Origin of the sequence: Buchnera aphidicola (Mindarus keteleerifoliae) (genome assembly GCF_039392895.1) — a bacterium.
GTDB lineage: Bacteria > Pseudomonadota > Gammaproteobacteria > Enterobacterales > Enterobacteriaceae > Buchnera_A > Buchnera_A aphidicola_A.
Genome location: NZ_CP135027.1, coordinates 510,923 through 535,972 on the forward strand (window position 1 = coordinate 510,923; position 25,050 = coordinate 535,972).

The following is a 25,050-nucleotide window of genomic DNA, read 5'->3' on the forward strand; positions in this document are numbered from 1 at the left end:
TAAAAAAAAGTCATAAAAATTATTCTTTTATATTATTTTTTTGATTAATATAATTTTTATATATTTTATATTTATCAATGATAGAATTCATTAATTCATATTCCAAATTAACTCCTATAACTTTTTCAAAAAATAATTTAATTCCAAACTTTTTGACAAATTCTGTCATTATAATGGATTCTTCATCTTTAGAGTTTTCATAATGAAGAACTATAGAAACGGTTTTTACTAAATTTGAATAAGGTAACCCATATTTTTTTGCTTCTAAAATTGGCATAAGTAACCTATTATTTAATCCTAATTTTTGTATTGGATTTCTAGCAATTCTTTTTAAATTATCATTTAAAAAAGGATTTTTAAATCGAAAAAGAACGTCTTTTATATATTGATCTTGCTTATTTTTTGAAAATCCAAATTTTTTAATTAAAATATTACTATTTTCTTTCATAACTGAAAAAACTAATCTTTGTATTACTAAATTTTTAATAGCTTCTTTTACATTATCATATCCTAATAATAATCCAAAATATGCTAATACAGCATGCCCGGAATTTAATATTAATAACTTTCTTTCTAAAAAAATATCTAATAAATTACTAGTTTTTATACCTTTAATTCTGGGAAAACTTTCCTTAAATTGTTTTTTATCAATAATCCATTCTCCAAAACTTTCAGTCTTAATTAATAATTGATTATTTTTTCTTTGAAAAAAATAAGGAATAATTTTATCTATTGTACAATCTATAAAACATAAATATTTGTTTACAAACTCAAAATATTTTTTACCTAATAAATCCAATAAATTATTTTTTAATTTTGTACTGGCCCTAATAATATTTTCACATGCTATTATATTTAATATTTTTTTATTCTTTTTTTTAACTTTTTTTAGAATTGCCTTTGCTATAATAATAGCAATAAATTTCAAATTATTTGCACCTACTGATGTAGTAATTAATTCAGTATGATTTATAGATTCAATAAGATTGATATCATCAATATGCATTGCTTTTATATTTTTTAAAACGTATTTCCTAGCATTCATTTTTTTCATGTTAAACTCTTGCACTACATATTTTTTATAATGATTTAACTTATTAACTAAATTTTTATTAGCATCTACAAAAATTAAGTTTATACCAGCTTCTAATAAGATTTTCCCTACAAACCCTCTTCCTATATTTCCAGCTCCAAAATGTAATCCTTTCATAAATTTTTCCAATGAAAAAGTTTTTTCTTATTTTTATTTATTATTTAAGACATTTATTAAATTTGATATTATTTTTTAAATAAAGAAAAAATTTCTTGAATATCAGTAGTAATAGAAATTTTCTTAATAACTTCTATATCATCTAAAGCATTTATTATTTGACTGGTAACAAGTATATGTTCATCATTTTGAGTAGCCACTCCAATTACTATATATACTATATCTTTATCATTTTTCCTAAAATATACTCCTTTCGGAAATTGTAAGAAAACTACTCCAGTTTTTAAAATATTTTTCTTTCCTTCAATCGTGCTATGAGGCAACGCAACAAAATTTCCTAAATATGTAGATGATAAATTTTCTCTTTCTAACATAAATTTTATATAATTATACTCAACATAACCTCTATCGAATAAATATTTTCCTGCTAATCTTATAGCATCTTCTTTAGACATAGCGCATTGATTCAAAAAAATATCTTGTTTATTTATCACAAAAATTTTTTTTTCTTTTAAATTTGACTTTTTATCATCTTTTTCATTTAAAAAACTAACTTTATTCAATTTAATCAACGATTTTGTCAAATTATTATAAAAATTTTCATCAAGAAAATTTTCTATAGAAAAATGTTGAGCTAAAGGAGCTTTTTGTTTTGCTAAATGAGTTAAATTTGAATGTGTAATAATTATATCAGAATCATTAGATAATAGACTAATTGGTTGATTTGAAACTAAAATATTTCTTACATTCAGTAAATCTATCTTTTTTTTTAATATACTTGCTCCAATTGCGCTAGTTCCCATGCCTGCATCGCAAGCAAATATTATTTTTCTAACATTATTTTCATTTACAAAATTTCTTTTTAATTTTAAATTTGTTTTTTTTAAGTTGAAAAAAAATTCATTACTTTTGCTAAAATCTTTCTTTTTTACACTATTTCTTAATAAAAAATAACTTACTATAAACGAAACTACACAAGAAACTAATACAGCTGACATATTTATTAAATATAATTGCTTAGAACTCATTATAAAAATTGATACAATGGAACCAGGAGAAGCTAAAGAAAGTATACCTCCTTTAAATAACATTATAACTGAAAGACCACTAATACTACCTAAAATTAAAGATATGATGAGTTTAGGAGTATTGATAACATAAGGGAAATATAACTCATGAATACCTCCAAAAAATTCAATAAAAGCAGATTTTATAGCAAAACTTCTATTTTTTTTATGTCCAAAAAAATAAGATGCTATTAATACTCCACATCCTGCACCTGGGTTTGATTCAATAAAAAAAAAGATAGATTTCTTATTTTCTAAAACTTCCTGAATACCTAAAGGTAAAAAAATGGTATGATTAATAATATTATTTAAAAATAAAATTTTAGCAGGTTCTATTATAATAGGAATGAAAATTAGTAAATAGTACTTAACTAACATATGAACAATGATATTTAATAATATAAAAATATTAATCAAAATAGGAAAAACTACGTATGAAGAAAAAAAAATAAAAAACAAACCAATTATACTAATTGAAAAGTTATTCACCAACATTTCAAATCCACTTTTAACTTTATTTTTAATCAATTTATCAAAATATCCAATTGTAAAACTACTAATTGAACTAATAACTATACTTCCTAAAATCATAGGTATTGAAAAGGTGAAAATTAATCCTATGACTGCTATACTACTTACTATAGCACCTCTTTGTCCACTTATTATACCTCCTCCAGTATGTGCTAAAAGTATTGGTAATAAACTGCTTATCATCACATTTGAAATCATTTGACATAATTTATTAAAATCTTCAAAATTAAATAAAAAACTCAATGCATTCACCAATCCTAATGCCACAAATATTCCAATATTTCTTGTAATAATAGTACTAATAAATTTACAAATTTTTCGAAATTTTTCCTTGATTGAAATAGACATAAAATATTTTCCTATAACTTAATATTATTTTAATGTTTATTATCAGTAAATATAAATTTTAAACTCAAAATAATAACTGGAATTATTAACTATATATATAACGTTTTATTTTAACATGCTATCAATAATCAAATCATCACGATATATTTTGTATATTTTATGTTTTAAAACTAAGCTTTAAAAATACTTTTAAAACTTAACTTGAGTATTAATCACTAAAAATTAATATTCATCTTTTTTTACCATAAAAAAACTTTATATGTTAAAAATATATTTATTTTTTTAAACAATTTTGTTTTAAAAAAAATTAATCATTACTTTTGCTTAAAAATTTCGTAATACTTTATTAATCCTAATGTTGATGAATCAAGAAAAGATTTTTTTTCTGAATGAAATAATTTACTTAATATTTTTTTAGAAGATTCTTTTCCTAGTTCAACACCCCATTGATCAAAACTAAAAATGTTAAATATTACACCTTGAACAAATATTTTATGCTCATATAAAGCTATTAAACTTCCTAATGTAAAAGGAGTAATCTTATTTACTAAAATAGAATTTGTAGGTTTATTTCCTAAAAAAGTTTTAAATATCAAAAATGGATCATTTTTAATATTACTTTTTTTAGAATAATTATCTTTTCCAAAAGCTAAAGCATGAGTTTGCCCTAAAAAATGAGACATTAATTTAATATGATGATCATTTATAGGATTATGACTTATTGCTGGAACTATAAAATCACAGGGTATTAATCTGGTTCCCTGATGAATTAATTGATAAAAAGAATGTTGTCCATTTGTTCCTGACTCTCCCCATATAATAGGTCCTGTTTTCCATTTTACAGGAACACCGTTTCTATCTATAGATTTTCCGTTAGATTCCATATTGCCTTGTTGAAAATACGAAGAAAATTTATGCATGTATTGATCATAAGGCAAAATTGCTTCCGTTTCTGACAGAAAAAAGTTATTATACCAAATACTAATAAGTGCTAATAACAAAGGAATATTCCTATCAAATTCCGTATTTAAAAAATGTTGATCCATCTCATAAGCTCCTTTTAATAAAGAAACAAAATTAATATAACCAATAGAAAGAATTATAGGTAATCCTACTGAAGACCACAAAGAATATCTACCTCCAACCCAATCCCAAACTGGAAATATATTATTTTTATGAATGCCAAATTCAACTGCTGATTGAATGTTCATTGAAACTGCTATGAAATGGTTTTGAAAATCACTTTTTTTATTTGTTCGAGCAACAAACCATTCTTTTATAGTCATTGCATTAGTCATGGTTTCTTGTGTACTAAAAGTTTTTGAAGAAATAATAAACATAGTTCGTTCCAAATTTACTTTTTTAATCAACTCAGCAACATGAGTGCCGTCTACATTAGATAAAAAATGAACATTTAAATCATTCTTATATGGTTTTAATGCTTCTGTAACCATTTCCGGACCTAAATGTGATCCGCCTATACCTATATTAACAATATCAGTGATTGATTTACCAGTATATCCTTTCCAATTTCCAGAAATAACTTTTTCTGAAAATTTTTTCATTTTTTTTAAATTTTTGTTTACTTTCAACATAACATTTTCTTGATTAACATAAATTGGATTTTTAGATTGATTTCGTAAAGCTACATGCAAAACAGCTCTATTTTCTGTTAAATTTATTATTTTTCCGGAAAACATTTCTTGAATTGCATTACTTACCAAAGTTTCTTTTGCTAAACTAAGTAATAATTTGATAGTATTATTTGTGATTAAATTTTTTGAAAAATCAACAATCATTTGATTATTAAAAACAATTGAAAAATTTTCAAATCGATTTGGATCATCTAAAAATAGCTCTTTAATATGAATTCTTTTAATATATTTAAGATGTTTATTTAACTTTTTCCAAGATTTAGTTTTTGTTGGATCAACATTTTTCATAAAAATTACCTTATTTTACAATTAAATTATTGTTATAAATTTTTTAAATTTTTAAAAAATAAAAATTTTATTTTTTAAAATATTATCATTTAATAAAAAAAAATAAATATAATTTATTTATATCTTCCTAAAAATAAAATAATTTAAATTTTTCTAAAAAAAATGTTATTTTATAAAAAAAATAACTCCTATTACAAAAAATGAAAATAAATAACACTCATCTAATTTGGATTGATTTAGAAATGACTGGATTAAATCCAAAAAAAAATAAAATAATAGAAATTGCAACTCTAATAACTGATAAAGATTTAAAAATTTTATCCGAAGGTCCCGTTATTCCAATTCATCAATCTTTAAAAGAAATATCTTCTATGAATAGTTGGAATAAATATGTTCATACAAAAAGTGGTTTAATCAAACGTGTTCTAAAAAGTCGTTTTAATGAAAAACAAGCTGAAAAGGAAACTATAAAATTTTTAAAAAAATGGGTTCCTATTAATACTTCTCCTATTTGTGGAAACAGTGTAAATCAAGATCGAAGATTTTTATTTGAATATATGCCTAAATTAGAAAAATTTTTTCATTACAGATCAATAGATGTTAGTACTCTTCGAGAATTAGCTATTAGATGGAAACCTTCTATACTTAGAAACAATCATACTTCGAAAAAAAAACATATAGCTTTGGAAGATATTTATCTCTCAGTAAACGAACTTGATTATTACCGAAAAAAATTTATTCAAATATAAATAAATTATATTGCTTTTTTTTTAAAAAAAATTTATGATTATTTTAAATAAGTATAGTTTTTACGTTTAGAAAATTAAATAATTAATAAGCGGGAATAGCTCAGTGGTAGAGCATAACCTTGCCAAGGTTAGGGTCACGAGTTCAAATCTCGTTTCCCGCTCAAGAATATAAATAATCAATTTTTCGTTCAACTATATTAATAATGAATAATACCTTTTACTTTTTATTAAATTTAAATATTTTTAAAAACCCTCAAAACAAATAGCTATTTTTTCTTATATTTTTAATGTAAATCATTTTTTCATATTAGAAAAATAGCATTCAGATTTTTATACAAAAAAATGTTTTTAAAAAATCGTTGAAATTTCCGAAACAAATAAATTAATTTATTTTACAAAAGAAAGATACTAAAAGATGATTTAATGATCGTAACCATCTGAATATAAACATCATTAAGAAAATAATAATAATTATGATGGATACGATTTAAAATTCATTAAATCTAGCTAAATAATAAAAAATATTGTTTTTTTAAGTTTAAAATACAAAAACCATTTTAAAAAAAAATAAAGCATCAATAACTTATGATTAGTTATAACATTCAAAAAAATATTTTTAATAAAAAATTAAAAAATAACATCTGTAATTATTTAAAAATTAAATCTCTTTTTAAATTTTTCAATTCTACCACCAGTATTTATTGTTCTCTGTTTTCCTGTATAAAAAGGATGACATGCCGAACATATGTCTAATTGAATATTATTTTTTATTGTTGAAAAAAAAATATAAGTTTTGTTACAAGAACATACAGCTTGTATTTGATGATATTCAGGATGAATTTTCTTTTTCATGTTAGAATTATAAATTAATAAGAAATTGTATTTGATTATTATGAATAATTTTTTTTTTCCTAGCAAATAATTTTAATTAAAATATAACTTTTTATATCAAATAAAATTTACATTTTAAATTTTTTTTCTAGACTACTAAGATAGTTAACGTTTTTAAATAAAAAATATATAAAAAAATCAATATTATCTTAATTAAAAAATTAATAATTTGATTTAAAATTAAATAATCTTTAAAAAAACAAAAATCTTAAAAATTAATCTATACAAATTAATAAGATTTATTGAAAGATTAATTAATCAAATTAAATATGATAAAATTAGTCAATCAATATTAAACTAAGCAACTTTAATTAAGAAAATACATCTATTATTACTAATTGTTAAACTTCAATAAATATAACGTTAAAAAATATTATTTATAGTAAAGATTATTATTTTTTTATAAAGGATCAATTTGTGACTACAATATTAAGTATTAGAGTTAGAGATCAAGTAGTTATTGGTGGAGATGGACAAGCTACATTAGGCAATACAATTATGAAAAGTAATGTTAAAAAAGTAAGAAGTCTTTACAAAAAAAAAATTATTGTAGGTTTTGCTGGAAGCACAGCAGATTCTTTTACTTTATTTGACTTATTTGAAAAAAAATTATCTATGTATCAAGGACAGTTAAAAAGAGCTGCTATAGAACTAGCAAAAGATTGGAGAACCGATCGAATTTTAAGAAAATTAGAAGCATTGCTAGCAGTGGCAGATGAAAAACATTCATTAATTATTAGTGGGAACGGAGATGTAATTCAACCCGAAGATAATCTTATTGCCATTGGTTCAGGCGGACCTTATGCACAATCAGCTGCTAAAGCACTAATTGAAAACACTAGTCTTGATGCAAAAGAAATTGTTAAAAGATCATTAACCATCGCCGCTAATATATGCATATATACTAATCATACTTTCACTATAAAAACTTTATTTTCAAAAAAGTAGGATCATCCATATGTCAGAAATGACTCCTCTAGACATTGTTCTAGAATTAAATAAATTTATTATTGGACAAAAAAAAGCTAAAAGAGCTGTAGCTATTGCTCTTCGAAATCGTTGGAGACGAATGCAACTTAATGATGAATTACGTCATGAAATTACTCCTAAAAATATTTTAATGATAGGCCCAACAGGTGTTGGAAAAACTGAAATTGCTAGAAGATTAGCTAAATTAGCTAATGCTCCTTTTATTAAAGTTGAAGCAACAAAATTTACTGAAGTAGGATATGTTGGAAAAGAAGTAGATTCTATCATTCGAGACTTAACTGATACAGCAATCAAATTAATCAAAACTAAAGTCATTGAAATTAATAAAAATAAAGTAAAAAAAAGAGCAGAAGAAAGGATTTTAGAAGTCCTAGTTCCAACTCCAAAAAGCAATTGGGAAAAACCAGGCGATACCATTCGACCTACTGCTACAATTGAACTATTTAGAAAAAGACTCAGAGAAGGTAAATTAGATGATAAAGAAATAGAAATTAATGTTTCAAATGCCTCTATCGGAGTAGAAATTATGGCGCCTCCAGGTATGGAAGAATTAACTAGTCAATTGCAATCAATATTCCATAATATCAGTGGAAAAAAAATAAGTAGCAAAAAATTAAAAATTAAAGATGCTTTAAAATTACTTACAGAAGAAGAAGCAGCAAAATTAGTAAATCCCGAAGATATAAAAAAAGAAGCTATTAATTCTGTCGAACAAAATGGAATTGTCTTCATAGATGAAATAGATAAAATTTGCAAAAGAAGTAACACTTCAGGACTAGATATTTCTCGAGAAGGGGTTCAAAGAGATCTTTTACCTCTAGTTGAAGGGTGCACAGTTTCTACTAAATATGGTATGGTAAAAACAGATCATATTTTATTTATAGCTTCAGGTGCATTTCAAACATGTACACCTTCTGATCTCATACCTGAATTACAAGGTCGTTTGCCTATTCGAGTAGAATTAAAAGCTTTAACCATTGATGATTTTGAAAATATTTTAAAAAAACCCAAAGCATCTATGACCGTTCAATATACGGCATTAATGAAAACAGAAGGTTTGAATGTAATATTTACTGAAGAAGGAATTAAAAAAATAGCAGAAGCTGCTTGGAAAGTTAATGAATCTATGGAAAATATTGGAGCACGTCGATTACATACTGTTATGGAACGTTTAATGGAAGAAATTTCTTTTTTTGCTAATGAAAAAATTGGAGAATCTATTATTATTGATACTAAATATGTTAGTAAACATTTGGATAAATTAATTGATAACGAAGATCTTAGTAAATTTATTTTATAAAAAAATTAAATATTAATTTAAAATTGTTAATTTTGTCAGAAAAATATCTTTATTTTTCATTTAAATCCATCTTTTTTTATCGAATTAAGATGGATTTTTAAACTTTTGAAAAATATTTACCAAAACATTTTTTACATCTATAAATATTTTTTAAAAAGTTTTTTTTTAATTTATATATTAATATGTTAAAATGCATACCGATAAAAAATCTCTTAAACTGTAAAAAATAATTTGAATTCTAAATATATCATTTACTTTAATATCATAAAAAACATACTTCTATTGTATTAGGCAAACAAAATGACAAAATGGATTAGAGCAAAAGTATTAAAAATTAAAAAATGGAGCCCAAATTTATTTAGTTTAATATTAAAAGCTAAAATAGCTCCTTTTATACCAGGTCAATACAACAAATTGCTTTTAAATAAAAAAAGTTCAATTCAACGTGCTTATTCTTATGTAAATTCATCAAATAAACAAAATTTAGAATTTTATATTCTTTTAATTCCAAATGGAAAAATGACTCCTTTTTTGTATTCTTTAAATGTTAATGAAAAAATCTATATTTCAAAAGAATCTTTTGGTTTTTTTACAATAAGAGAAATACCTAAAAAAGAAATACTTTGGATGTTTTCGACAGGAACTGCAATCGGTCCTTATTTATCAATATTACAAGAAAAAAAAGAAATTTTACGATTTAAAAAAATTGTTCTTATACATGCCATTCGATACTTTAAAGATTTAAACTACTTACCTTTAATAAATAATATTAAAAAACAATATGGAGAAAAATTTTCTTTTATTTCAGTAACTAGTAGAGAAAAAAATAAAAATTCTTTATTTGGAAGAATCCCTAAATTAATAGAAAATAATTCCATTGAAAATAAATTAAATTTAAAAATTCAAAAAGAAACCTCTCACATAATGTTATGTGGAAATCCAAACATGGTCAAAGATACTATTAAACTACTTTATAATATTAAGAATATGCGCAAACATTTGAGAAGAAAATGTGGAGAAATTACATCAGAAAACTATTGGTAATTTTCTTTTTTTATATTTTAAAAAATTTAGATGTCAAACATCAAGACTAAATGACATCGCTTTACGAATCTCTTTAAGGTTTAATGATAACATAACTAATCGATCAATTCCTATTGCTATTCCTGAACATTTTGGAAAATTTCCTTTATCTAAAGAATTTAAAAAATCTAAATCTAAAGGATGTTCCTCTAAGCCTAATTCTTTTCTTTTTTTGTTATCCATTAAAAATCTTTTTTTTTGTTCATTGACATCTTTTAATTCATAAAAACCATTTCCTATTTCCACTCCTTTAAAAAAAAACTCGAATCTTTCAGAAACTCTGTAATCATCAGGATTAATTTCTGATAAGGATGCTTGAGCTGATGGAAAATGATAAATGCATATCGGATTTTTTTTCCCTATTTTTGGTTCAATTTCTTCCATAAATAATACTTCCAACAAATTATTAAAATTTTTTGTTAAAAAAACTAAATTCGAAATTCCCAACTCTTTTACAAGATTTTTTAATTTTTTTATTGAAATAGAAAGAGGATCAATTTTAAGATATTTTAAAAATATTTTTTGATAAGAAATAACATCTACTTTTTTACATTTAAAAATTAACTTTAATAATTTTGTAACCTCTTTAATCAAATCATGCATAGAATATCCTGGTTGATACCATTCAAGAATAGTAAATTCAGGATTATGAAAAATTCCTTTTTCTTCATTTCTAAAGCTATGACAAATTTGATAAATTGGCCCAATTCCAGCTGCTAATAATCTTTTCATATGATATTCAGGACTGGTGTTTAACCAAAAATTAGTTTTTTTCTTTTTGTTAGATGAACAATAAGTAGTATTAAATTGAACAATATTAGGATCTGTTATAGGATATTTATTTAAAATTGGTGTTTCTACTTCTAAAACTGATAATTTTGATAAAAATCTCCGAATCTTAGTAATAATCAAAGATCGTTTAATCAAAGTTTCAATAGAAGCAGTGGGCAACCAATCACAATTTTTTTTTTTAACATAAACACTCTTTATTAAACAATTTTTTCATTAAATTTTCTAAAAATAAAAACTAAACTTACAGAACATAAATAAATTTATGTTCTGCAACAAACATTATATCAAATTTTTAATATTCTAAACAAATATTTATTTCATAAAAAATGAATATTTTATTATTGGATTCTCATATGGAGAAATTGTTAAAAAAGCACGAACTCCATAAGAACTATAACTTTTATCAGAAACTTCAGAATCTTTTAATTTTACTTGAGATATACTTGTAGCTAATAAAGTATATTTTCCATTTCCAATTTTATCAAGTTTATAACTTAACTTACTAGAGGTAGGTTTAAATTTAGAAAAATCTGATTCTAAAGATTGTAAATCATCAAGAGATTTCTTAAATACAGAAGGTTGTACGTAAGTAGAAATTAATTGTCTTTCTGAAAGACTAGGTACATCTTTTTTAAGATTAGCTAACAACTCTTCTGGAGATTGTCCGTTAATTTCTTTTCCATTCAAACTAATTGATACATTTTCATCAAGATTTTTTATAAAATTATTGTTCAATTGACTTGTATTTTTTAGATGAATAAATGATTTTTGCAATGGATTATTAGGAAAAGGATCTTTTTTTGATGGAACTTCTTTAGATAAGCTTTGCCAAATAGGATTATCTAAATCTTCATCTTTCATATTTGTTACGTCAAATTGATCTTTTTCATCAATAAAAAAATTAAAACTTTGAGGAAAAATCTTTGCACTATTTAAAAAATATGTTCTTTCATTAGTGCTTAAATTAGAATTGCTAAACTTATCTTGATGTATTTGATTTAATTCTCTAGAAGATTTTGAATCAGAATTCAAGATTTTTTTTTCTGAACTACTTTTGATACTTTTACTTTGGTTAATATCGAAAAGATTTGTTTTGTTAACAACCATTATAGATGACATAGTTTTTACATCCTTTTCTTTATCTTCGATTAATTCCCTTTTACTCGCATTTTTTTTTTTAGTCAAGATGTCAATAACAGATATTTTAAATAATTTTTCGTTTATACATTTTTTTTTATATATTTAGTAAATATAACGTTTTTTTTTATTTTTTAATAGGAAATAAAGAATATTTATGTTATAAATAAAAGTTTGATTCTAATAAGTTTGAAAAAAATTTTATTTTTTTAAAATGGTTTATATAGAAAATAATTCTAATCAAAAATATTTAAGATATATAACTAATAAATGGAATTTGAAACATAATCCAAAATCTGTAATAAAATTAATAATTAATTCTACAGGCTTAGAATTAAAACATAGACATTTTCCAAATTTAGGAACTTTAAAAGTAAATTTTACTAAGGGAAGTATCTTTCATAGAAGTTTTTTAGCTAACAAAAAAAATGAACTATTAGCTAAAGCAATAGGAATCAAAAAAAATTTTTATCCTTTTGTATTAGATGCTACTGCTGGTTTAGGAAGAGATGCTTTTATACTTTCTACTTTGGGATGTAAAGTTCATATGTTTGAAAGAAATCCAATTGTTGCCGCACTACTATTCGATGGTTTAAACCGAGCTTACACTCATATTAAAGTTAGCTCATGGTTAAAAAAAAGATTATTTTTTTCCTATGGTTCTAGTTTTAAATTAATAAAAAAGTTAAAAAAATACCCCGATGTAATTTATTTAGATCCTATGTTTGCAATAAAAAAAAAAGCTTTATCTAAAAAAGAAATGAACCTACTAAAATTTTTTGTCGGAAACGATTCAGATGCTAGAGATTTATTAAACTTTTCATTTTGTTATGCAAAACATAGAATTGTAATCAAGCGTCCCCGATCATTACTTCCTTTTTTTAAAAAAAAAGTTACTTATTCTATAAAAACTAAAAAATATCGATTTGACATTTATCTTTCATCTCAAAAAAAAATACTTTAAGTTTCCTAAAAAATTTTTACAAATAAATTTATTTTTTTATAAATTTTTTTATTCTTTAAAACTATAAATTTTTTTATAAAAATTTCATTTTATAACTTCAATATTTTTTTTAATTTCAAAGATAAAAATATACCTATGAATAATAAATTCAAAATAAATATAGAAATTCCTAACCAACATCCAAATGACCAAAAAAATCCTCCTACTGTTCCTAAAACACTTGCTCCAAAATAATAACTAATCAAATACATTGAAGAAGCTTGTCCCTTAGCTTTTTTTACACGATAACCTATCCAACTGCTGGCTATTGAATGTGCTGAAAAAAATCCCCCTGAAAATAATATTAAACCTAAAAAAATACTTAAATAATTATTTAATTGAGTTATACTAAGTCCAATAATCATTATTATAAACGAAAAAAATAGTATAGTACTTCGATTATACCGATGTATTAAAGTACCAGCTTTAGGAGAACTATAAACACCAGTTAAATACACAATTGATAATAAACTAATTAAATTAGAATCTAAAAAAAATGGAGATATCATCAATCGATAACCTATATAATTAAATAATGTTATAAAGCTACCCATCAAAATAAATCCTATTAAAAATAAAATTATTAATGCTTTATCTTGTAAATGCAACAAAAAATTTTTTATAAAAGAAATATAATCTAATGAAATTGATCTGAAATTTTTGGAACTAGGTAACATCGTTAAAAAAATGATTGTAGAAAAAAAAGAAAAAAATCCTAATGTTAAAAAAACCGATTTCCAAGAAAAATAATTTGAAATTATAGTACTTAAAAATCTTCCTATAAATCCTCCAAATGTATTTCCACTAATATATAATCCAATAGAAAAAGATAAATCATTTGGATGAATTTCTTCGCTAAGATAGCTCATTCCTACAGCTGTAACACCACTTAAAGCTAATCCAATTAATAATCTCATGATAATTATTTGATTCCAACTATTTGTAAAAGAACATAAAATAGTTAACATAGCGGATGTAAACAACGATATAGTCATAATTTTTTTTCTTCCTAAAAAATCCGAAAAAGATCCTGTAAATAACATTCCGATAGCCATCGTAACAGTAGCAGCAGAAAGAGAAAGACTACTTTGAGAAGGAGTTAAATGAAATTCTTTAGAAAAAATAGGCAATATAGGTTGTACACAATACAAAACAGAAAATGTAGAAAATCCAGCAAAAAAAAAAGATATTGCTATTTTTCTAAATTCTTTAGTTTTTTTTCGAATCAATTTTTTTTTTGGTTTAATAAAATCTTTGTTTAAAGCATTCTTCATTCTAGTTTTTTTAAACGATTTTTTAACATTTATTCTTTTTTTATTTTTAATTAAATTAAACAAAATTAACTCCTAAACTAAATTATAATACTATAATTAAAATTTAATTAACTAATTCAATTTTATCAAACATGAAACTAAAATCGATTAATTTTAATTTTTATGAACATTTATATTTAATTTTTTTATATTTCTAAATAAAAAAAAATTAATGTTTTTAATTCAAATACAAAATAATTTTTATAAATAAATACTTCCATCATAAACATGTTCGGCTAGACCTGTCATGTAAATAACATCATTTTCCTTTTTCCATAAAATTTCTAATTTTCCACCTTTTAATTCTACGGATACTTTATTTGAAAGTATATTTTGTTTAATTCCAACTGCAACTGCTGCACATGCTCCGCTTCCGCAAGATTTTGTTTCATTTGAACCTCTTTCATACACTCGTAATTTAATTTTTTCTGAATTTATAATTTCCATAAAACCAACATTTACACTATTTGGGAAGAAATCATTTTTTTGTATTAATGGAGATAACTCACTTACAATTTTTGTATTTATGTCATTAACGGTAATAACACAATGAGGATTTCCTATTGAAACTGCTCCAAAATAAATTTTTTTTTCTTTGATAAATAACGAATATTTTGTTTTAAAAATTTTAGTTAGTAAAGGAATTTCTTTAGGAAGAAAATTAGGTTTTCCCATATTAACTCTTACAAGATTATTTTTTAAAATTTTTAGAATTAAAATTCCTTTTTTTGTGCTAACAAAAATTTTTTTATTTTTTGTTAAACCTTTTAAATATACAAAAAGAGCAAAACATCTTGCTCCATTGCCACATTGTTCTACCTCACTTCCATCTGAATTAAAAATTCTATAATTAAATTCAATTCCAGAATTAAATGATTTTTCTACTAGAAGTAACTGGTCAAAACCCACTCCTTTGTAACGATCAGACAAAGTTTGAATTTTTTTTGAAGTTAAACTAATTTTTTGTGTAATAGTTTCGATTATCATGAAATCGTTACTTAAGCCATGCATCTTAGAAAAATTAATTTTCATCCTATTTTTTATCTCTTAATATGTACAATTGTAATTATTTTGAAATACTACTTATTATCAACAATATTACAGTTGCCTTTAGTTAATAGCAAAAGAATTTAATATCGTTATCAATAAAATTCCTTAAATATTTTAAACAAATTGTTTTTTAATTATTTAAAATAAATAAATACTTATTTAATATTTTTTACTATAATGTAATTGGTTTTTTTAATTTTTATATATAAATATGTATAATTTTTAATGAATCTATTTACTAACAATTATTAAACCTTTAAAAAATGTTTATTTTTATTTTTTATGTAAATCTTTTTATTTGCATAAAAAAAATTTTTAAAAAATTAAAATTTAAGTACTAAATTTTTTTATTTAAAAATAAAAAATCACTTTCACAATATCTATTTAAAAATGACCATAAATATATTAAAAAAAAAAATAAGAATTGCTACTAGAAAAAGTCCTCTTGCCTTATTTCAAGCTATGTACGTAAAAAAAAAACTAATTTCTATTTTTCCAAATTTATTAATTTCTATTATTCCTATTGCTACTCATGGAGATAAATTTTTAGATTCTTCTTTCATAAAAAATAACGGAAAAGGAGTTTTTATTAAAGAATTAGAATTAGCTTTAATTCAAAATAAAGTAGACATTGCCATACATTCAGTTAAAGATATTCCTATGGTTATACATAAAAATTTAAGTTTAGCTTGTATTTGTAAAAGAATAAATCCTCTTGATGCTTTAGTATCAAAAAAATATGAAAATATTGATCAATTACCTAAGAATGCTATCATAGGAACTTCTAGCTTAAGAAGAAAATTTCAACTCATTAATTATCGTCAAGATTTAATTTTTTCTCCTTTACGAGGAAATATTGAAACTAGATTAAAAAAATTAGATAAAGGAAAATATGACGCTATCATCTTAGCAGCAGCTGGATTAAAAAGATTAGGACTAAAAAAAAGAATTTCTTATATTATACCGCCAGAATTATCACTTCCACCTTGTGGTCAAGGCGCTATTGGCATTGAATGCAGATTGAAAGACAAAAAAATTATAAATATTCTAAAAAAAATACATCATTACAAAAGTAAAATATTAATTCAAACTGAAAGAGCTTTTTGTAAAAAATTATCGATAGGCTGCCAACTTCCTGTTGGAAGTTTTGCAATTTTAAAAAAAGGAAAAATATGGTTAAGAACATTTGTTAGTTCTACTGACGGAAAAAAAATAATGAAAGGAGAAAAAATAGGTTCATTCTATGATGCTAAAAAAATAGGATGCTCGCTAGCCTCTGAATTTTTAAAAAGCGGGGTTGGGAAAATTTTAAATCAATGATTAATCTAAAAAAATATGAAAATATTAATAAGTAGATCTTCCTTGGAAGGGAAAAAATTAGTTCAATATTTATTTCAATCTAACATTTATGCATATAATTTTCCGTTAATTGATTTTTTACCCTTAGCAGATTTAAATTTTTTTTTACAAAAATTAAATCTTTTAAAAAAAAATGACATTTTATGTGCATTGTCTAAAAATGCAGTTTTTTATGCTGATAAAATTCTAAAGAAAAAAAAAACATTCTGGCCCAAATATATTAATTATTACGCTATTGGACGAAGCACAGCTACTAATTTAAGTTTCTGTACTAAAAAAAAGGTTCTGTTTCCAACTAAAAAAGAAAACAGTAATGAATTGTTTAATTTAATTTCTAAGAAAAAACTTCTTAACAAAAAAATTATCATCATAAAAGGATATTCTTATTTGAATATTCTTGAAAAGAAACTTAAAAGAACAGGAGTAAAAATTTCAGTTATAAATTGTTATAAAAGTGTTCCAAAAATCCTTAAACAAAAAAACAAATATAAAAATCTAAAATTTGACGTAATATTTATTACGAGTTTAAAAATACTTAAAGTAATATACGATTTTTTTATAATAAAAAATAAAAATTTTAAAATATTGGAATCAATAATTTTGGTTATAAGTAAAAGAATTTCAGAAAGTGCTAAAATTTTAGGATGGAAAAAAATTTTTGTTGTTGAAAGTACAGATAAAAAAGAAATAAAAAAAAAATTTTAGAAATAAAAAAAAAATATTTTTGGTCGGCGAAAGAGGATTCGAACCTCTGACCTACTGGTCCCAAACCAGTTGCGCTACCAAGCTGCGCTACTCGCCGAATAAAAACTAATTATTATATTTCTACATAATAAAAAATAAAAAATATAAATTGGGGTGGTTAATGGGATTTGAACCCATGACCGCTGGAATCACAATCCAGAGCTCTACCAGCTGAGCTATAACCACCAAACAAATATCTTTGCGCCTGACAGGATTTGAACCTGACACCTCTATCTTCGGAAGATAGTGCTCTATCCAACTGAGCTACAGGCGCGTAGCTACAGTTTTAAACTATTTTTAAAATTTAAAATAATTAATTTAACTTTTTCAGTTTACTATTTGTTAATATTAATGTCCAATAAATTTTAAAGAAAATTTATAAATATTTTATTTAAAAATTTCAAATTTATTTTTTTTAAACTATTAAATGTTTTTATTTCAAATACTAATCTTTTATCAAGATCTCTTCATCATATCAAAAAACTCATTATTTGTTTTTGTCATAGATAATTTATCAATTAAAAATTCCATAGCATCTATTTCGCTCATTGGATGAATAATTTTTCTTAAGATCCACATCTTCTGTAATTCGTCTGGAATAGTCAATAATTCTTCTTTTCTTGTTCCAGACCGATTGTAATCAATAGCTGGAAAAACTCTTTTTTCGGCTATTTTTCTAGATAATGGCAATTCCATATTTCCAGTACCCTTAAATTCTTCATAAATCACTTCATCCATTTTAGATCCAGTATCGATTAAAGCAGTTGCAATAATTGTTAAACTTCCTCCTTCTTCAACATTCCTTGCTGCACCAAAAAATCGCTTAGGACGATGCAAAGCATTCGCATCAACTCCACCAGTTAAAACTTTTCCTGAAGCAGGAACAACTGTATTATATGCTCTGGCTAGTCGAGTAATAGAGTCTAAGAGAATTATTACATCTTTTTTATGCTCTACTAATCTTTTTGCCTTTTCAATAACCATTTCAGAAACTTGAACATGCCTTGATGCTGGTTCGTCAAATGTTGACGCTACTACTTCTCCTTTTACTAATCGTTGCATTTCTGTTACTTCTTCTGGTCTTTCATCAATTAAAAGAACCATTAATATACAATCAGGATGATTATAAGCAACACTCTGAGCTATATTTTGTAAAAGCATAGTTTTTCCGGCTTTAGGAGGAGCTACTATCAGTCCTCTTTGTCCTCTTCCAATTGGAGAGGCTAAATCAAGAACTCTAGCTGTTAAATCTTCCTTTGATCCATTTCCTCGTTCCATTCGTAAACGAGAATTTGCATGCAAAGGAGTTAAATTTTCAAACAAAATTTTACTTCGACCGTTTTCAGGTTTATCGAAATTTACCTTGTTTACTTTCAAGAGAGCAAAGTATCTTTCTCCTTCTTTCGGAGGACGTATTTTCCCAGAAATAGTGTCTCCTGTACGTAGATTAAATCTTCTTATTTGACTTGGAGAAACGTATATATCATCGGGTCCAGCTAAATAAGAACTATCTGCAGAACGCAAAAATCCAAATCCGTCCTGTAATATCTCTAAAACACCATTCCCGAATATATCTTCTCCACTTTTTGAATGCTGTTTTAGGATAGAAAAAATGATATCTTGCTTGCGCATACGTGCTAAATTTTCCAATCCTATTTTTTCGCCAAGAGTAATTAATTCAGAAACTGGCGTGTTTTTTAACTCGGTAAGGTTCATAATGATGGATGCTTAAAAACTTGAAGTAAATGTTTGAAGTTTTTACTATGAAAAGTTTTATTTTTTATAAGTAAGCATTTACTGAAAGTAAAAAATAACCTTAAAAAAATTATTTTTTTACGTAATTTAATTAATTTTAAATAATATGTTTTATTTAGTTAACATAAGTATCTATAAATTCTTTTAATTGAGATTTAGATATAGCTCCTACTTTAGTAGCTACTAATATTCCTTTTTTAAATAATAAAAGCGTTGGAATACCTTTAATTGAATACTTTGGTGCAGTTTTTGGATTTTCATCAATGTTAATTTTAAATACTTTAATTTTATTTTCGTATTCCTTAGCTATTTTTTCTAAAATAGGAGACAAAACTTTACATGGATTACACCATTCAGCCCAAAAATCTACCAAACATATTCCTTTTTCTTCTAATATTTTTTTTTGAAATTCAGAATCATTTAAATTAGTAATTATACTATTGTTCATATTTTTCCTTAATTTAGATTTTTTACAATAATTATATTTACATATATACGAAATTCTATTTTAAATTGCTTAAATATATTAATATTAAAAGTCTTGTTAAAATTAGTAATATTTTCTTTTTTTGAATTATAGCATATTGTATCTGTAATATACAGAAGAATACTTTTTATTTACTCAAAATTTTAATTAAAAAAAATCAAATTTGTTTTTTGATTTTTTTTATTATATTTTTAGATTTTATATGAAATAGTTTTTTTTACATAAGTATTTCGTTTTGATAATTCATATAAAAATTAAATAAGATCTATATATTTTCTTATAATTTTAGTATTAAAGAATATTTTAAAATATTTCCTTACTTCATTTATTTTAAAATATATTAATTATTTTTTTATCAATCTTATTCTCATATTTAAATAAATAATAAAAAAGTATTTTTTCTTTAATCTGATAAAAAAGATAGAATCAAATACTATTTTCTTAAATGATTTAAAATTGTTAATTTTATTTTTTTATAATTTATAATTTTTTTTATACACACCAAATAAAAAAAAATTGTATTAAACAAATTTTTTAAAATTTTTAAATATTATTGATTGATTTATGACTCGAAATTTCTAAGAATCGTTTATATTTATTATTTTTTTTAAAAATAAATTTCTTAAAATTTTTTAAAAATCTATTTCTTTTTTGTTAAATTTATACATGTATAAATATATAAATAAATTTTTTTTGTTAATTTAAATCAAATTTTTTCTTACTTTTCTAAAAAAACTGTTCTTTTAAACAATAAAAATTATTATTCTAATTTTTTATAAAATATGAATAATATATTCAACATGTTGTTTTTATGCTACAGAGAAAAAAATATTAACAAAATTTGAATTAAGTTTTTCTTAAAAAAATTTTTTAGAAAAAATTAATTAAATACAATTTATATAATATTAAAAATTAAATAGTCTTAATTTGCTTAAATCTTCAACTAATTTTATTTCAAAAATCAATTTTATTTTAATTTAATTATTTTATAGCTACATTTTAAAATTTAAATATTATTTCAAAAAATAATATTTATATCAAACGAAAAAGTTATTTAACTACAATACATTAATTAAATTTAATTCATAATCTATGAAAGAATAATTGTTTTCTATTATCAATTGCAAATTTTAAAAGTTTTTATTTAATAATTTGAAATAAATAAATTTCAAAAAATCTATATTTTAATAATTATTAATTAATGAAAAATTAATTTTTTGTTATTTTTCATAGTAAAAAAATTTTATTTGAAATACTCAGTATAAGATTAATTAATTAAAGTCTGATTTATTGATTTAAAAAATAAATATTTAATGTACTTTTAAATAATTTAAAAAATATTTTTGATTTTATTTTTTTGACATATTTTTTTAAAACTTAATGTTTTTTGTCTTAAAATTGAAAAAATTGAATTTTCTAAAAAAAATGTTATTCATTAAAATTATTAGGTGTTTTTGTTTTAAAAAATATTTCTCTTTATTTTTTATTAAAAGTGAATTTTTTTAGACTAATCTATTTAATGATTTAAATCATATTTTCATAATATTAACATAAAATACTGATATTAAAACTTTTAAAAGAAAAATTCTAATTTGAAATTAAAAGGATCATATTGTCCATAATTTTTTCTTTTTAAAATAAAGTTTTAAATTTCATTAAAAACACTTATTGTAGAAACAGTTCTCTATCTTAATTAAAATTTAAGTTTTTAATAATTTTTTAAAAAATAATTTATATCATTTATAATTTTAATTTTTAAACAAAAAAAAATTGTAACATGTTAGATCTAACATGTTACAATTTTTTTTAAAAAAATCTCATTTCTTTCATATATTTTCGTAATTTTCTTCCTATAATTTCGATAGGATGATTTTCAATTTTTTCATTTAATATTTGAAGTACTTTATTTTCTACAACTTTTTCTTTTAACTCAAAACCTAAATCAGTTTTTTTCAATTTTTCACTATATTTTTTTAAAATTGGAAGAGCTTTTTTAGAAAAAATATAATTTCCATATTCAGCTGTATCTGATATAACTACATTCATTTCATACAACTTCTTCCTAGCTATAGTATTAGCTATTAGAGGTAATTCATGCAACGATTCATAATATGCTGATTCTTCTAAAATCCCAGTTTCAGTCATAATTTCAAAAGCTAATTCAACTCCAGCTTTTATAATTGCAATCATAAATAAACCTTTATTAAAAAATTCCATTTCTTCAATATCATTCTTATAACTACCTAATTTTTCAAAAGAAGATTTTTTAGTTTTTTCCCTTTCAGAAAATAAAATTAAATCTTTATTTTTCCAGTCTTCCATCATTTTTTTAGAAAAAAATCCAGAAATGATATTATCCATATGTTCTCTAAATAAAGGAGTCAACAATTTTTTTAATTGATCAGAAATTTTTAAAACTCTGGCTTTTTGAAAGTTGGATAACTTGTTCAACATCAATGTTATTCCGCCAATTTTTAAAGCAGCAGTAATAGTTTCCCATCCATGCTGAATAAATTTACTAGCATATTCTTTATTATATCCATTTTTTATTAATGTTTTAAAACAAACTAAAGAACCTGTTTGTAATAAACCACACAAAATAGTTTGTTCTCCCATTAAATCAGATTTAACTTCAGCTGAAAAAGAAGAATATAGCACTCCTGCTCTATGTCCTCCAATTCCTACTGCCCATGCCTTTGCAATATCTAATCCTTTTTTTTCAATATCATTTTTTTTATGTACCGCAATTAAAGTTGGAACTCCAAAATTTTTTTTAAATTCTTCTCGAACTTCAGTTCCTGGAGATTTTGGAGCTACCATAATAACAGTTATATCATCTCTAATTATTTCGCCCATTTCTACGATATTAAATCCATGTGAATATCCTAAAGTAGATCCTTTTTTCATTAATGGTTGTAACTCTTTAACAACACTAGAATGTTGTTTATCCGGAGTTAAATTTATCACTAAATCAGCGTGAGGAATTAAAGTTTTATAATCATTTACTTCAAAATTATTTTCATTTGCTCTTTTAAAAGACTCATTTTTTTTATTAAGAGATTTTTTTCGAAGCGCATAAGCAACATTTAATCCCGAATCTCTCATATTTAATCCTTGATTTAAGCCTTGCGAACCGCAACCAACAATAACAATTTTTTTATTTTTTAAATATTTTATACCTTCTAAAAATTCTTTTTTTTTCATAAATCGACATGTTTTCAACTCAATGACCTTTTCTCGAAAATTCAAATCATTAAAATAATTCATTTAAATTTTTCCTATTTGTATGAAGATAAAATATTATTTTTTTTAGAATTACTAAATTTTAAAAATTTTTTTTTCTTACTGCACCTTTATCTGCACTTGTAGCTAATAATGCATAAGCTTTTAATGAAAGAGAAATCTTTCTTTTTCGAAATGTAGGAGTATATGCCAATTTTCCTCTCTTTTCTTCCATTTTTTTTCTAAATTTTAACTCTAAATCTGAAAGAATAACATTAATACTCCTTTTAGGAATGTTAATTTTAATTAAATCTCCATTTTTAATTAAAGCTAAATTTCCTTTGTTAGCTGCTTCCGGAGAAATGTGTCCTATAGATAATCCTGATGTTCCTCCTGAAAATCTTCCATCTGTAATTAAAGCACATTTCATGTCCAATTTCATTGCTTTTAAATGAGTTGTAGGATATAGCATTTCCTGCATTCCAGGACCTCCTTTTGGTCCTTCATATCGAATTACTAAAACATTTCCATCTACTATTTTTTTGTTTAATATTAACTCTATTGCTTCTTCTTGACTTTCACAAACAACTGCAGATCCTTTAAACACTAAATTTTTTTTATTTACTCCAGCTGTTTTAACAACGCATCCATCTTCAGCAATATTTCCATATAAAACAGCTAGTCCTCCATCTTCACTATAAGAAGAAGTAATTGATCGAATACATCCTTTTTTCCTATCAGTATCAAGATTAGACCATCTGAAAGATTGTGAAAATGCTTTCGCAGCATTTATTCCTGTTGGACCTGCTTTGAACATGTTAAGAATTCTTTTACTTTTTGTACTCAAAATAGCATAATTTCTGATAGTTTTTTTTAGACTTAAATTTAATACATTTTTTGTATTTAAATTTAACAATTTTGTTTTTTTTAATTCTAATAAAAGACTAAAAACTCCTCCAGCTCTATGAAAATCTTCCATATGATAAAAATCATGATTAGGAGAAAGTTTACATAAATTGGGAACTTTTCTAGTCAATTGATCTATATCTTTTAAATTAAAAGATATATTTCCTTCTTGAGCAGCAGCTAATAGATGTAAAATTGTATTTGTAGAACCCCCCATAGATATATCTAGTATCATAGCGTTATAAAAGGATTCTTTTGATGCTATTTCTCTTGGTAAAAACATTTTTTCATTATTTTCATAATATTTTTTTGTAATTTTTACTATAATTTTTCCCGCTTTAGTGAATAATTTTTTTCTCTCTACATGAGTAGCTAATATTGTTCCATTTCCAGGAAATGCTAAACCCAATACTTCCATCAAACAATTCATAGAATTAGCTGTAAATAATCCAGAACAAGAACCGCAAGTAGGACATGCATTTTTTTCTATCAAATTATTTTTTTTAAAATTGGAGGATTTATTATTAAAACCTTCTAAAATGGCATTTACTAAATCTATTTTTTGATATTTTTCTTGGTTTTTTATTTTTCCAGCTTCCATTGGACCACCAGAAACAAAAACAGTAGGAATATTTAAACGCATAGCTGCCATTAACATTCCAGGTGTAATTTTATCGCAATTTGAAACACAAACCATAGCATCTACACAGTGCCCATTTATAACATATTCAATTGAGTCAGCAATTAATTCTCTTGAAGGTAAAGAATAAAGCATTCCGGAATGCCCCATGGCTATTCCGTCATCAATTGCTATTGTATTAAATTCTTTTGGAACACCTCCTTGTTTCTTAATTTCTTTAGAAATTATTTTTCCTACTTGCTTAAGATGAATATGTCCAGGAACAAATTCAGTAAAAGAATTAACTATTGCAATAATAGGTTTTTTAAAATCTTCACTTTTCATTCCAGTAGCTCTCCATAAAGCTCTAGCTCCTGTCATATTTTTACCTTGAGTAGTTACACTAGATCGATATCTAAACATATAATTTATTTTCTTAATATAAGGATTGAAAATGAAAGTTTTATTTAATGTATGTCAAGTAATAAATTTTTGAAAAAAAATTACTTAAATATTTATATTTGATTTATTAATTACAGATGGAAAGATTC

Annotated in this window: 19 protein-coding genes and 4 tRNA genes; 8 read left to right on the forward strand and 15 right to left on the reverse strand. The window is 23.3% G+C overall.

Annotation, left to right across the window (positions count from 1 at the left end; all coding sequences use genetic code 11):
- Window positions 1-19: 19 nt before the first annotated feature.
- From RJT62_RS02420 to pgi, 3 genes are all read right to left on the reverse strand, one after another.
- Window positions 20-1,210, reverse strand: coding sequence for a mannitol-1-phosphate 5-dehydrogenase (locus tag RJT62_RS02420; RefSeq protein ID WP_343153621.1), 1,191 nt, complete (start codon window positions 1,208-1,210; stop codon window positions 20-22).
- 68 nt (window positions 1,211-1,278) lie between these two features.
- Window positions 1,279-3,156, reverse strand: a complete 1,878-nt coding sequence (locus tag RJT62_RS02425; protein WP_343153623.1) for a PTS mannitol transporter subunit IICBA — start codon at window positions 3,154-3,156, stop codon at window positions 1,279-1,281.
- A gap of 314 nt (window positions 3,157-3,470) precedes the next feature.
- Window positions 3,471-5,099: a glucose-6-phosphate isomerase gene (gene pgi / locus RJT62_RS02430; protein ID WP_343153625.1), complete on the reverse strand. Its 1,629-nt coding sequence runs from the start codon at window positions 5,097-5,099 to the stop codon at window positions 3,471-3,473.
- Window positions 5,100-5,299: 200 nt separating this feature from the next.
- On the opposite strand from pgi, the gene orn reads away from it, so the two are divergent.
- The gene (gene orn, locus RJT62_RS02435) at window positions 5,300-5,848 is read left to right on the forward strand and encodes an oligoribonuclease (protein ID WP_343153627.1); all 549 of its coding nucleotides are present in this window, start codon (window positions 5,300-5,302) and stop codon (window positions 5,846-5,848) included.
- Between the two features lie 89 nt (window positions 5,849-5,937).
- Window positions 5,938-6,009, forward strand: a tRNA-Gly gene (locus RJT62_RS02440).
- A gap of 490 nt (window positions 6,010-6,499) precedes the next feature.
- On the opposite strand, the gene rpmE is transcribed toward RJT62_RS02440, so the two are convergent.
- Window positions 6,500-6,700, reverse strand: a complete 201-nt coding sequence (gene rpmE / locus RJT62_RS02445) for a 50S ribosomal protein L31 (protein ID WP_343153628.1) — start codon at window positions 6,698-6,700, stop codon at window positions 6,500-6,502.
- A gap of 456 nt (window positions 6,701-7,156) precedes the next feature.
- On the opposite strand from rpmE, the gene hslV reads away from it, so the two are divergent.
- The 3 genes from hslV to RJT62_RS02460 all read left to right on the forward strand — a co-directional run bounded on the left by hslV (window position 7,157) and on the right by RJT62_RS02460 (window position 10,073).
- A complete protein-coding gene (gene hslV, locus RJT62_RS02450; protein WP_343153629.1) occupies window positions 7,157-7,687 on the forward strand; it encodes an ATP-dependent protease subunit HslV in 531 nt (176 codons plus the stop codon).
- Window positions 7,688-7,697: 10 nt separating this feature from the next.
- Complete coding sequence (gene hslU, locus RJT62_RS02455) at window positions 7,698-9,029, forward strand: HslU--HslV peptidase ATPase subunit (protein ID WP_343153631.1); 1,332 nt, start codon at window positions 7,698-7,700, stop codon at window positions 9,027-9,029.
- 300 nt (window positions 9,030-9,329) lie between these two features.
- Window positions 9,330-10,073 carry an FAD-binding oxidoreductase gene (locus tag RJT62_RS02460; RefSeq protein WP_343153633.1) on the forward strand — a complete coding sequence of 248 codons (744 nt, stop codon included), beginning with the start codon at window positions 9,330-9,332 and terminating at the stop codon, window positions 10,071-10,073.
- A 33-nt stretch (window positions 10,074-10,106) separates the two neighbouring features.
- Here the strand turns inward: RJT62_RS02460 and epmA are convergent, their stop codons facing one another.
- Together epmA and RJT62_RS02470 are read right to left on the reverse strand one after the other, a co-directional pair.
- On the reverse strand, window positions 10,107-11,063 hold the full coding sequence (epmA, locus tag RJT62_RS02465) for an elongation factor P--(R)-beta-lysine ligase (RefSeq protein WP_343153635.1): 957 nt from the start codon (window positions 11,061-11,063) through the stop codon (window positions 10,107-10,109).
- 153 nt (window positions 11,064-11,216) lie between these two features.
- Window positions 11,217-12,023, reverse strand: a complete 807-nt coding sequence (locus tag RJT62_RS02470) for a hypothetical protein (protein ID WP_343153637.1) — start codon at window positions 12,021-12,023, stop codon at window positions 11,217-11,219.
- A 232-nt stretch (window positions 12,024-12,255) separates the two neighbouring features.
- Between RJT62_RS02470 and RJT62_RS02475 the strand changes: the two genes are divergently transcribed.
- Window positions 12,256-13,005 carry a class I SAM-dependent methyltransferase gene (locus RJT62_RS02475; RefSeq protein ID WP_343153639.1) on the forward strand — a complete coding sequence of 250 codons (750 nt, stop codon included), beginning with the start codon at window positions 12,256-12,258 and terminating at the stop codon, window positions 13,003-13,005.
- A gap of 89 nt (window positions 13,006-13,094) precedes the next feature.
- Here RJT62_RS02475 and RJT62_RS02480 read toward each other — a convergent pair whose 3' ends face one another.
- Window positions 13,095-14,381, reverse strand: a complete 1,287-nt coding sequence (locus RJT62_RS02480) for an MFS transporter (RefSeq protein WP_343153641.1) — start codon at window positions 14,379-14,381, stop codon at window positions 13,095-13,097.
- Between the two features lie 177 nt (window positions 14,382-14,558).
- A complete protein-coding gene (gene dapF, locus RJT62_RS02485) occupies window positions 14,559-15,383 on the reverse strand; it encodes a diaminopimelate epimerase (protein WP_343153974.1) in 825 nt (274 codons plus the stop codon).
- A 426-nt stretch (window positions 15,384-15,809) separates the two neighbouring features.
- Between dapF and hemC the strand changes: the two genes are divergently transcribed.
- Window positions 15,810-16,727 carry a hydroxymethylbilane synthase gene (hemC, locus tag RJT62_RS02490; protein ID WP_343153975.1) on the forward strand — a complete coding sequence of 306 codons (918 nt, stop codon included), beginning with the start codon at window positions 15,810-15,812 and terminating at the stop codon, window positions 16,725-16,727.
- A gap of 15 nt (window positions 16,728-16,742) precedes the next feature.
- A complete protein-coding gene (locus tag RJT62_RS02495) occupies window positions 16,743-17,471 on the forward strand; it encodes a uroporphyrinogen-III synthase (protein WP_343153643.1) in 729 nt (242 codons plus the stop codon).
- A gap of 20 nt (window positions 17,472-17,491) precedes the next feature.
- Here RJT62_RS02495 and RJT62_RS02500 read toward each other — a convergent pair.
- The 7 genes from RJT62_RS02500 to ilvD form a co-directional block, all read right to left on the reverse strand.
- Window positions 17,492-17,568 (reverse strand) — tRNA-Pro (locus RJT62_RS02500).
- Between the two features lie 52 nt (window positions 17,569-17,620).
- Window positions 17,621-17,696, reverse strand: a tRNA-His gene (locus RJT62_RS02505).
- 14 nt (window positions 17,697-17,710) lie between these two features.
- Window positions 17,711-17,784, reverse strand: a tRNA-Arg gene (locus tag RJT62_RS02510).
- 182 nt (window positions 17,785-17,966) lie between these two features.
- The gene (rho, locus tag RJT62_RS02515; RefSeq protein WP_343153645.1) at window positions 17,967-19,226 is read right to left on the reverse strand and encodes a transcription termination factor Rho; all 1,260 of its coding nucleotides are present in this window, start codon (window positions 19,224-19,226) and stop codon (window positions 17,967-17,969) included.
- Window positions 19,227-19,380: 154 nt separating this feature from the next.
- Window positions 19,381-19,713, reverse strand: a complete 333-nt coding sequence (trxA, locus tag RJT62_RS02520) for a thioredoxin TrxA (RefSeq protein ID WP_343153648.1) — start codon at window positions 19,711-19,713, stop codon at window positions 19,381-19,383.
- 1,845 nt (window positions 19,714-21,558) lie between these two features.
- Window positions 21,559-23,019 carry a ketol-acid reductoisomerase gene (gene ilvC / locus RJT62_RS02525; RefSeq protein WP_343153650.1) on the reverse strand — a complete coding sequence of 487 codons (1,461 nt, stop codon included), beginning with the start codon at window positions 23,017-23,019 and terminating at the stop codon, window positions 21,559-21,561.
- A gap of 58 nt (window positions 23,020-23,077) precedes the next feature.
- On the reverse strand, window positions 23,078-24,922 hold the full coding sequence (gene ilvD, locus RJT62_RS02530; protein WP_343153652.1) for a dihydroxy-acid dehydratase: 1,845 nt from the start codon (window positions 24,920-24,922) through the stop codon (window positions 23,078-23,080).
- Between the last annotated feature and the right edge of the window lie 128 nt (window positions 24,923-25,050).

What these genes read in the sequence shown, in the direction of transcription:
- rpmE (WP_343153628.1), bottom strand. Translation starts at nt 6,700, where the DNA reads ATGAAAAAGAAAATTCATCCTGAATATCATCAAATACAAGCTGTATGT.
- ilvD (WP_343153652.1), bottom strand. Translation starts at nt 24,922, where the DNA reads ATGTTTAGATATCGATCTAGTGTAACTACTCAAGGTAAAAATATGACA.
- hslU (WP_343153631.1), top strand. Translation starts at nt 7,698, where the DNA reads ATGTCAGAAATGACTCCTCTAGACATTGTTCTAGAATTAAATAAATTT.
- ilvC (WP_343153650.1), bottom strand. Translation starts at nt 23,019, where the DNA reads ATGAATTATTTTAATGATTTGAATTTTCGAGAAAAGGTCATTGAGTTG.
- rho (WP_343153645.1), bottom strand. Translation starts at nt 19,226, where the DNA reads ATGAACCTTACCGAGTTAAAAAACACGCCAGTTTCTGAATTAATTACT.
- RJT62_RS02470 (WP_343153637.1), bottom strand. Translation starts at nt 12,023, where the DNA reads ATGTCATCTATAATGGTTGTTAACAAAACAAATCTTTTCGATATTAAC.
- orn (WP_343153627.1), top strand. Translation starts at nt 5,300, where the DNA reads ATGAAAATAAATAACACTCATCTAATTTGGATTGATTTAGAAATGACT.
- RJT62_RS02495 (WP_343153643.1), top strand. Translation starts at nt 16,743, where the DNA reads ATGAAAATATTAATAAGTAGATCTTCCTTGGAAGGGAAAAAATTAGTT.
- RJT62_RS02425 (WP_343153623.1), bottom strand. Translation starts at nt 3,156, where the DNA reads ATGTCTATTTCAATCAAGGAAAAATTTCGAAAAATTTGTAAATTTATT.
- RJT62_RS02420 (WP_343153621.1), bottom strand. Translation starts at nt 1,210, where the DNA reads ATGAAAGGATTACATTTTGGAGCTGGAAATATAGGAAGAGGGTTTGTA.
- pgi (WP_343153625.1), bottom strand. Translation starts at nt 5,099, where the DNA reads ATGAAAAATGTTGATCCAACAAAAACTAAATCTTGGAAAAAGTTAAAT.
- RJT62_RS02475 (WP_343153639.1), top strand. Translation starts at nt 12,256, where the DNA reads ATGGTTTATATAGAAAATAATTCTAATCAAAAATATTTAAGATATATA.
- RJT62_RS02460 (WP_343153633.1), top strand. Translation starts at nt 9,330, where the DNA reads ATGACAAAATGGATTAGAGCAAAAGTATTAAAAATTAAAAAATGGAGC.
- trxA (WP_343153648.1), bottom strand. Translation starts at nt 19,713, where the DNA reads ATGAACAATAGTATAATTACTAATTTAAATGATTCTGAATTTCAAAAA.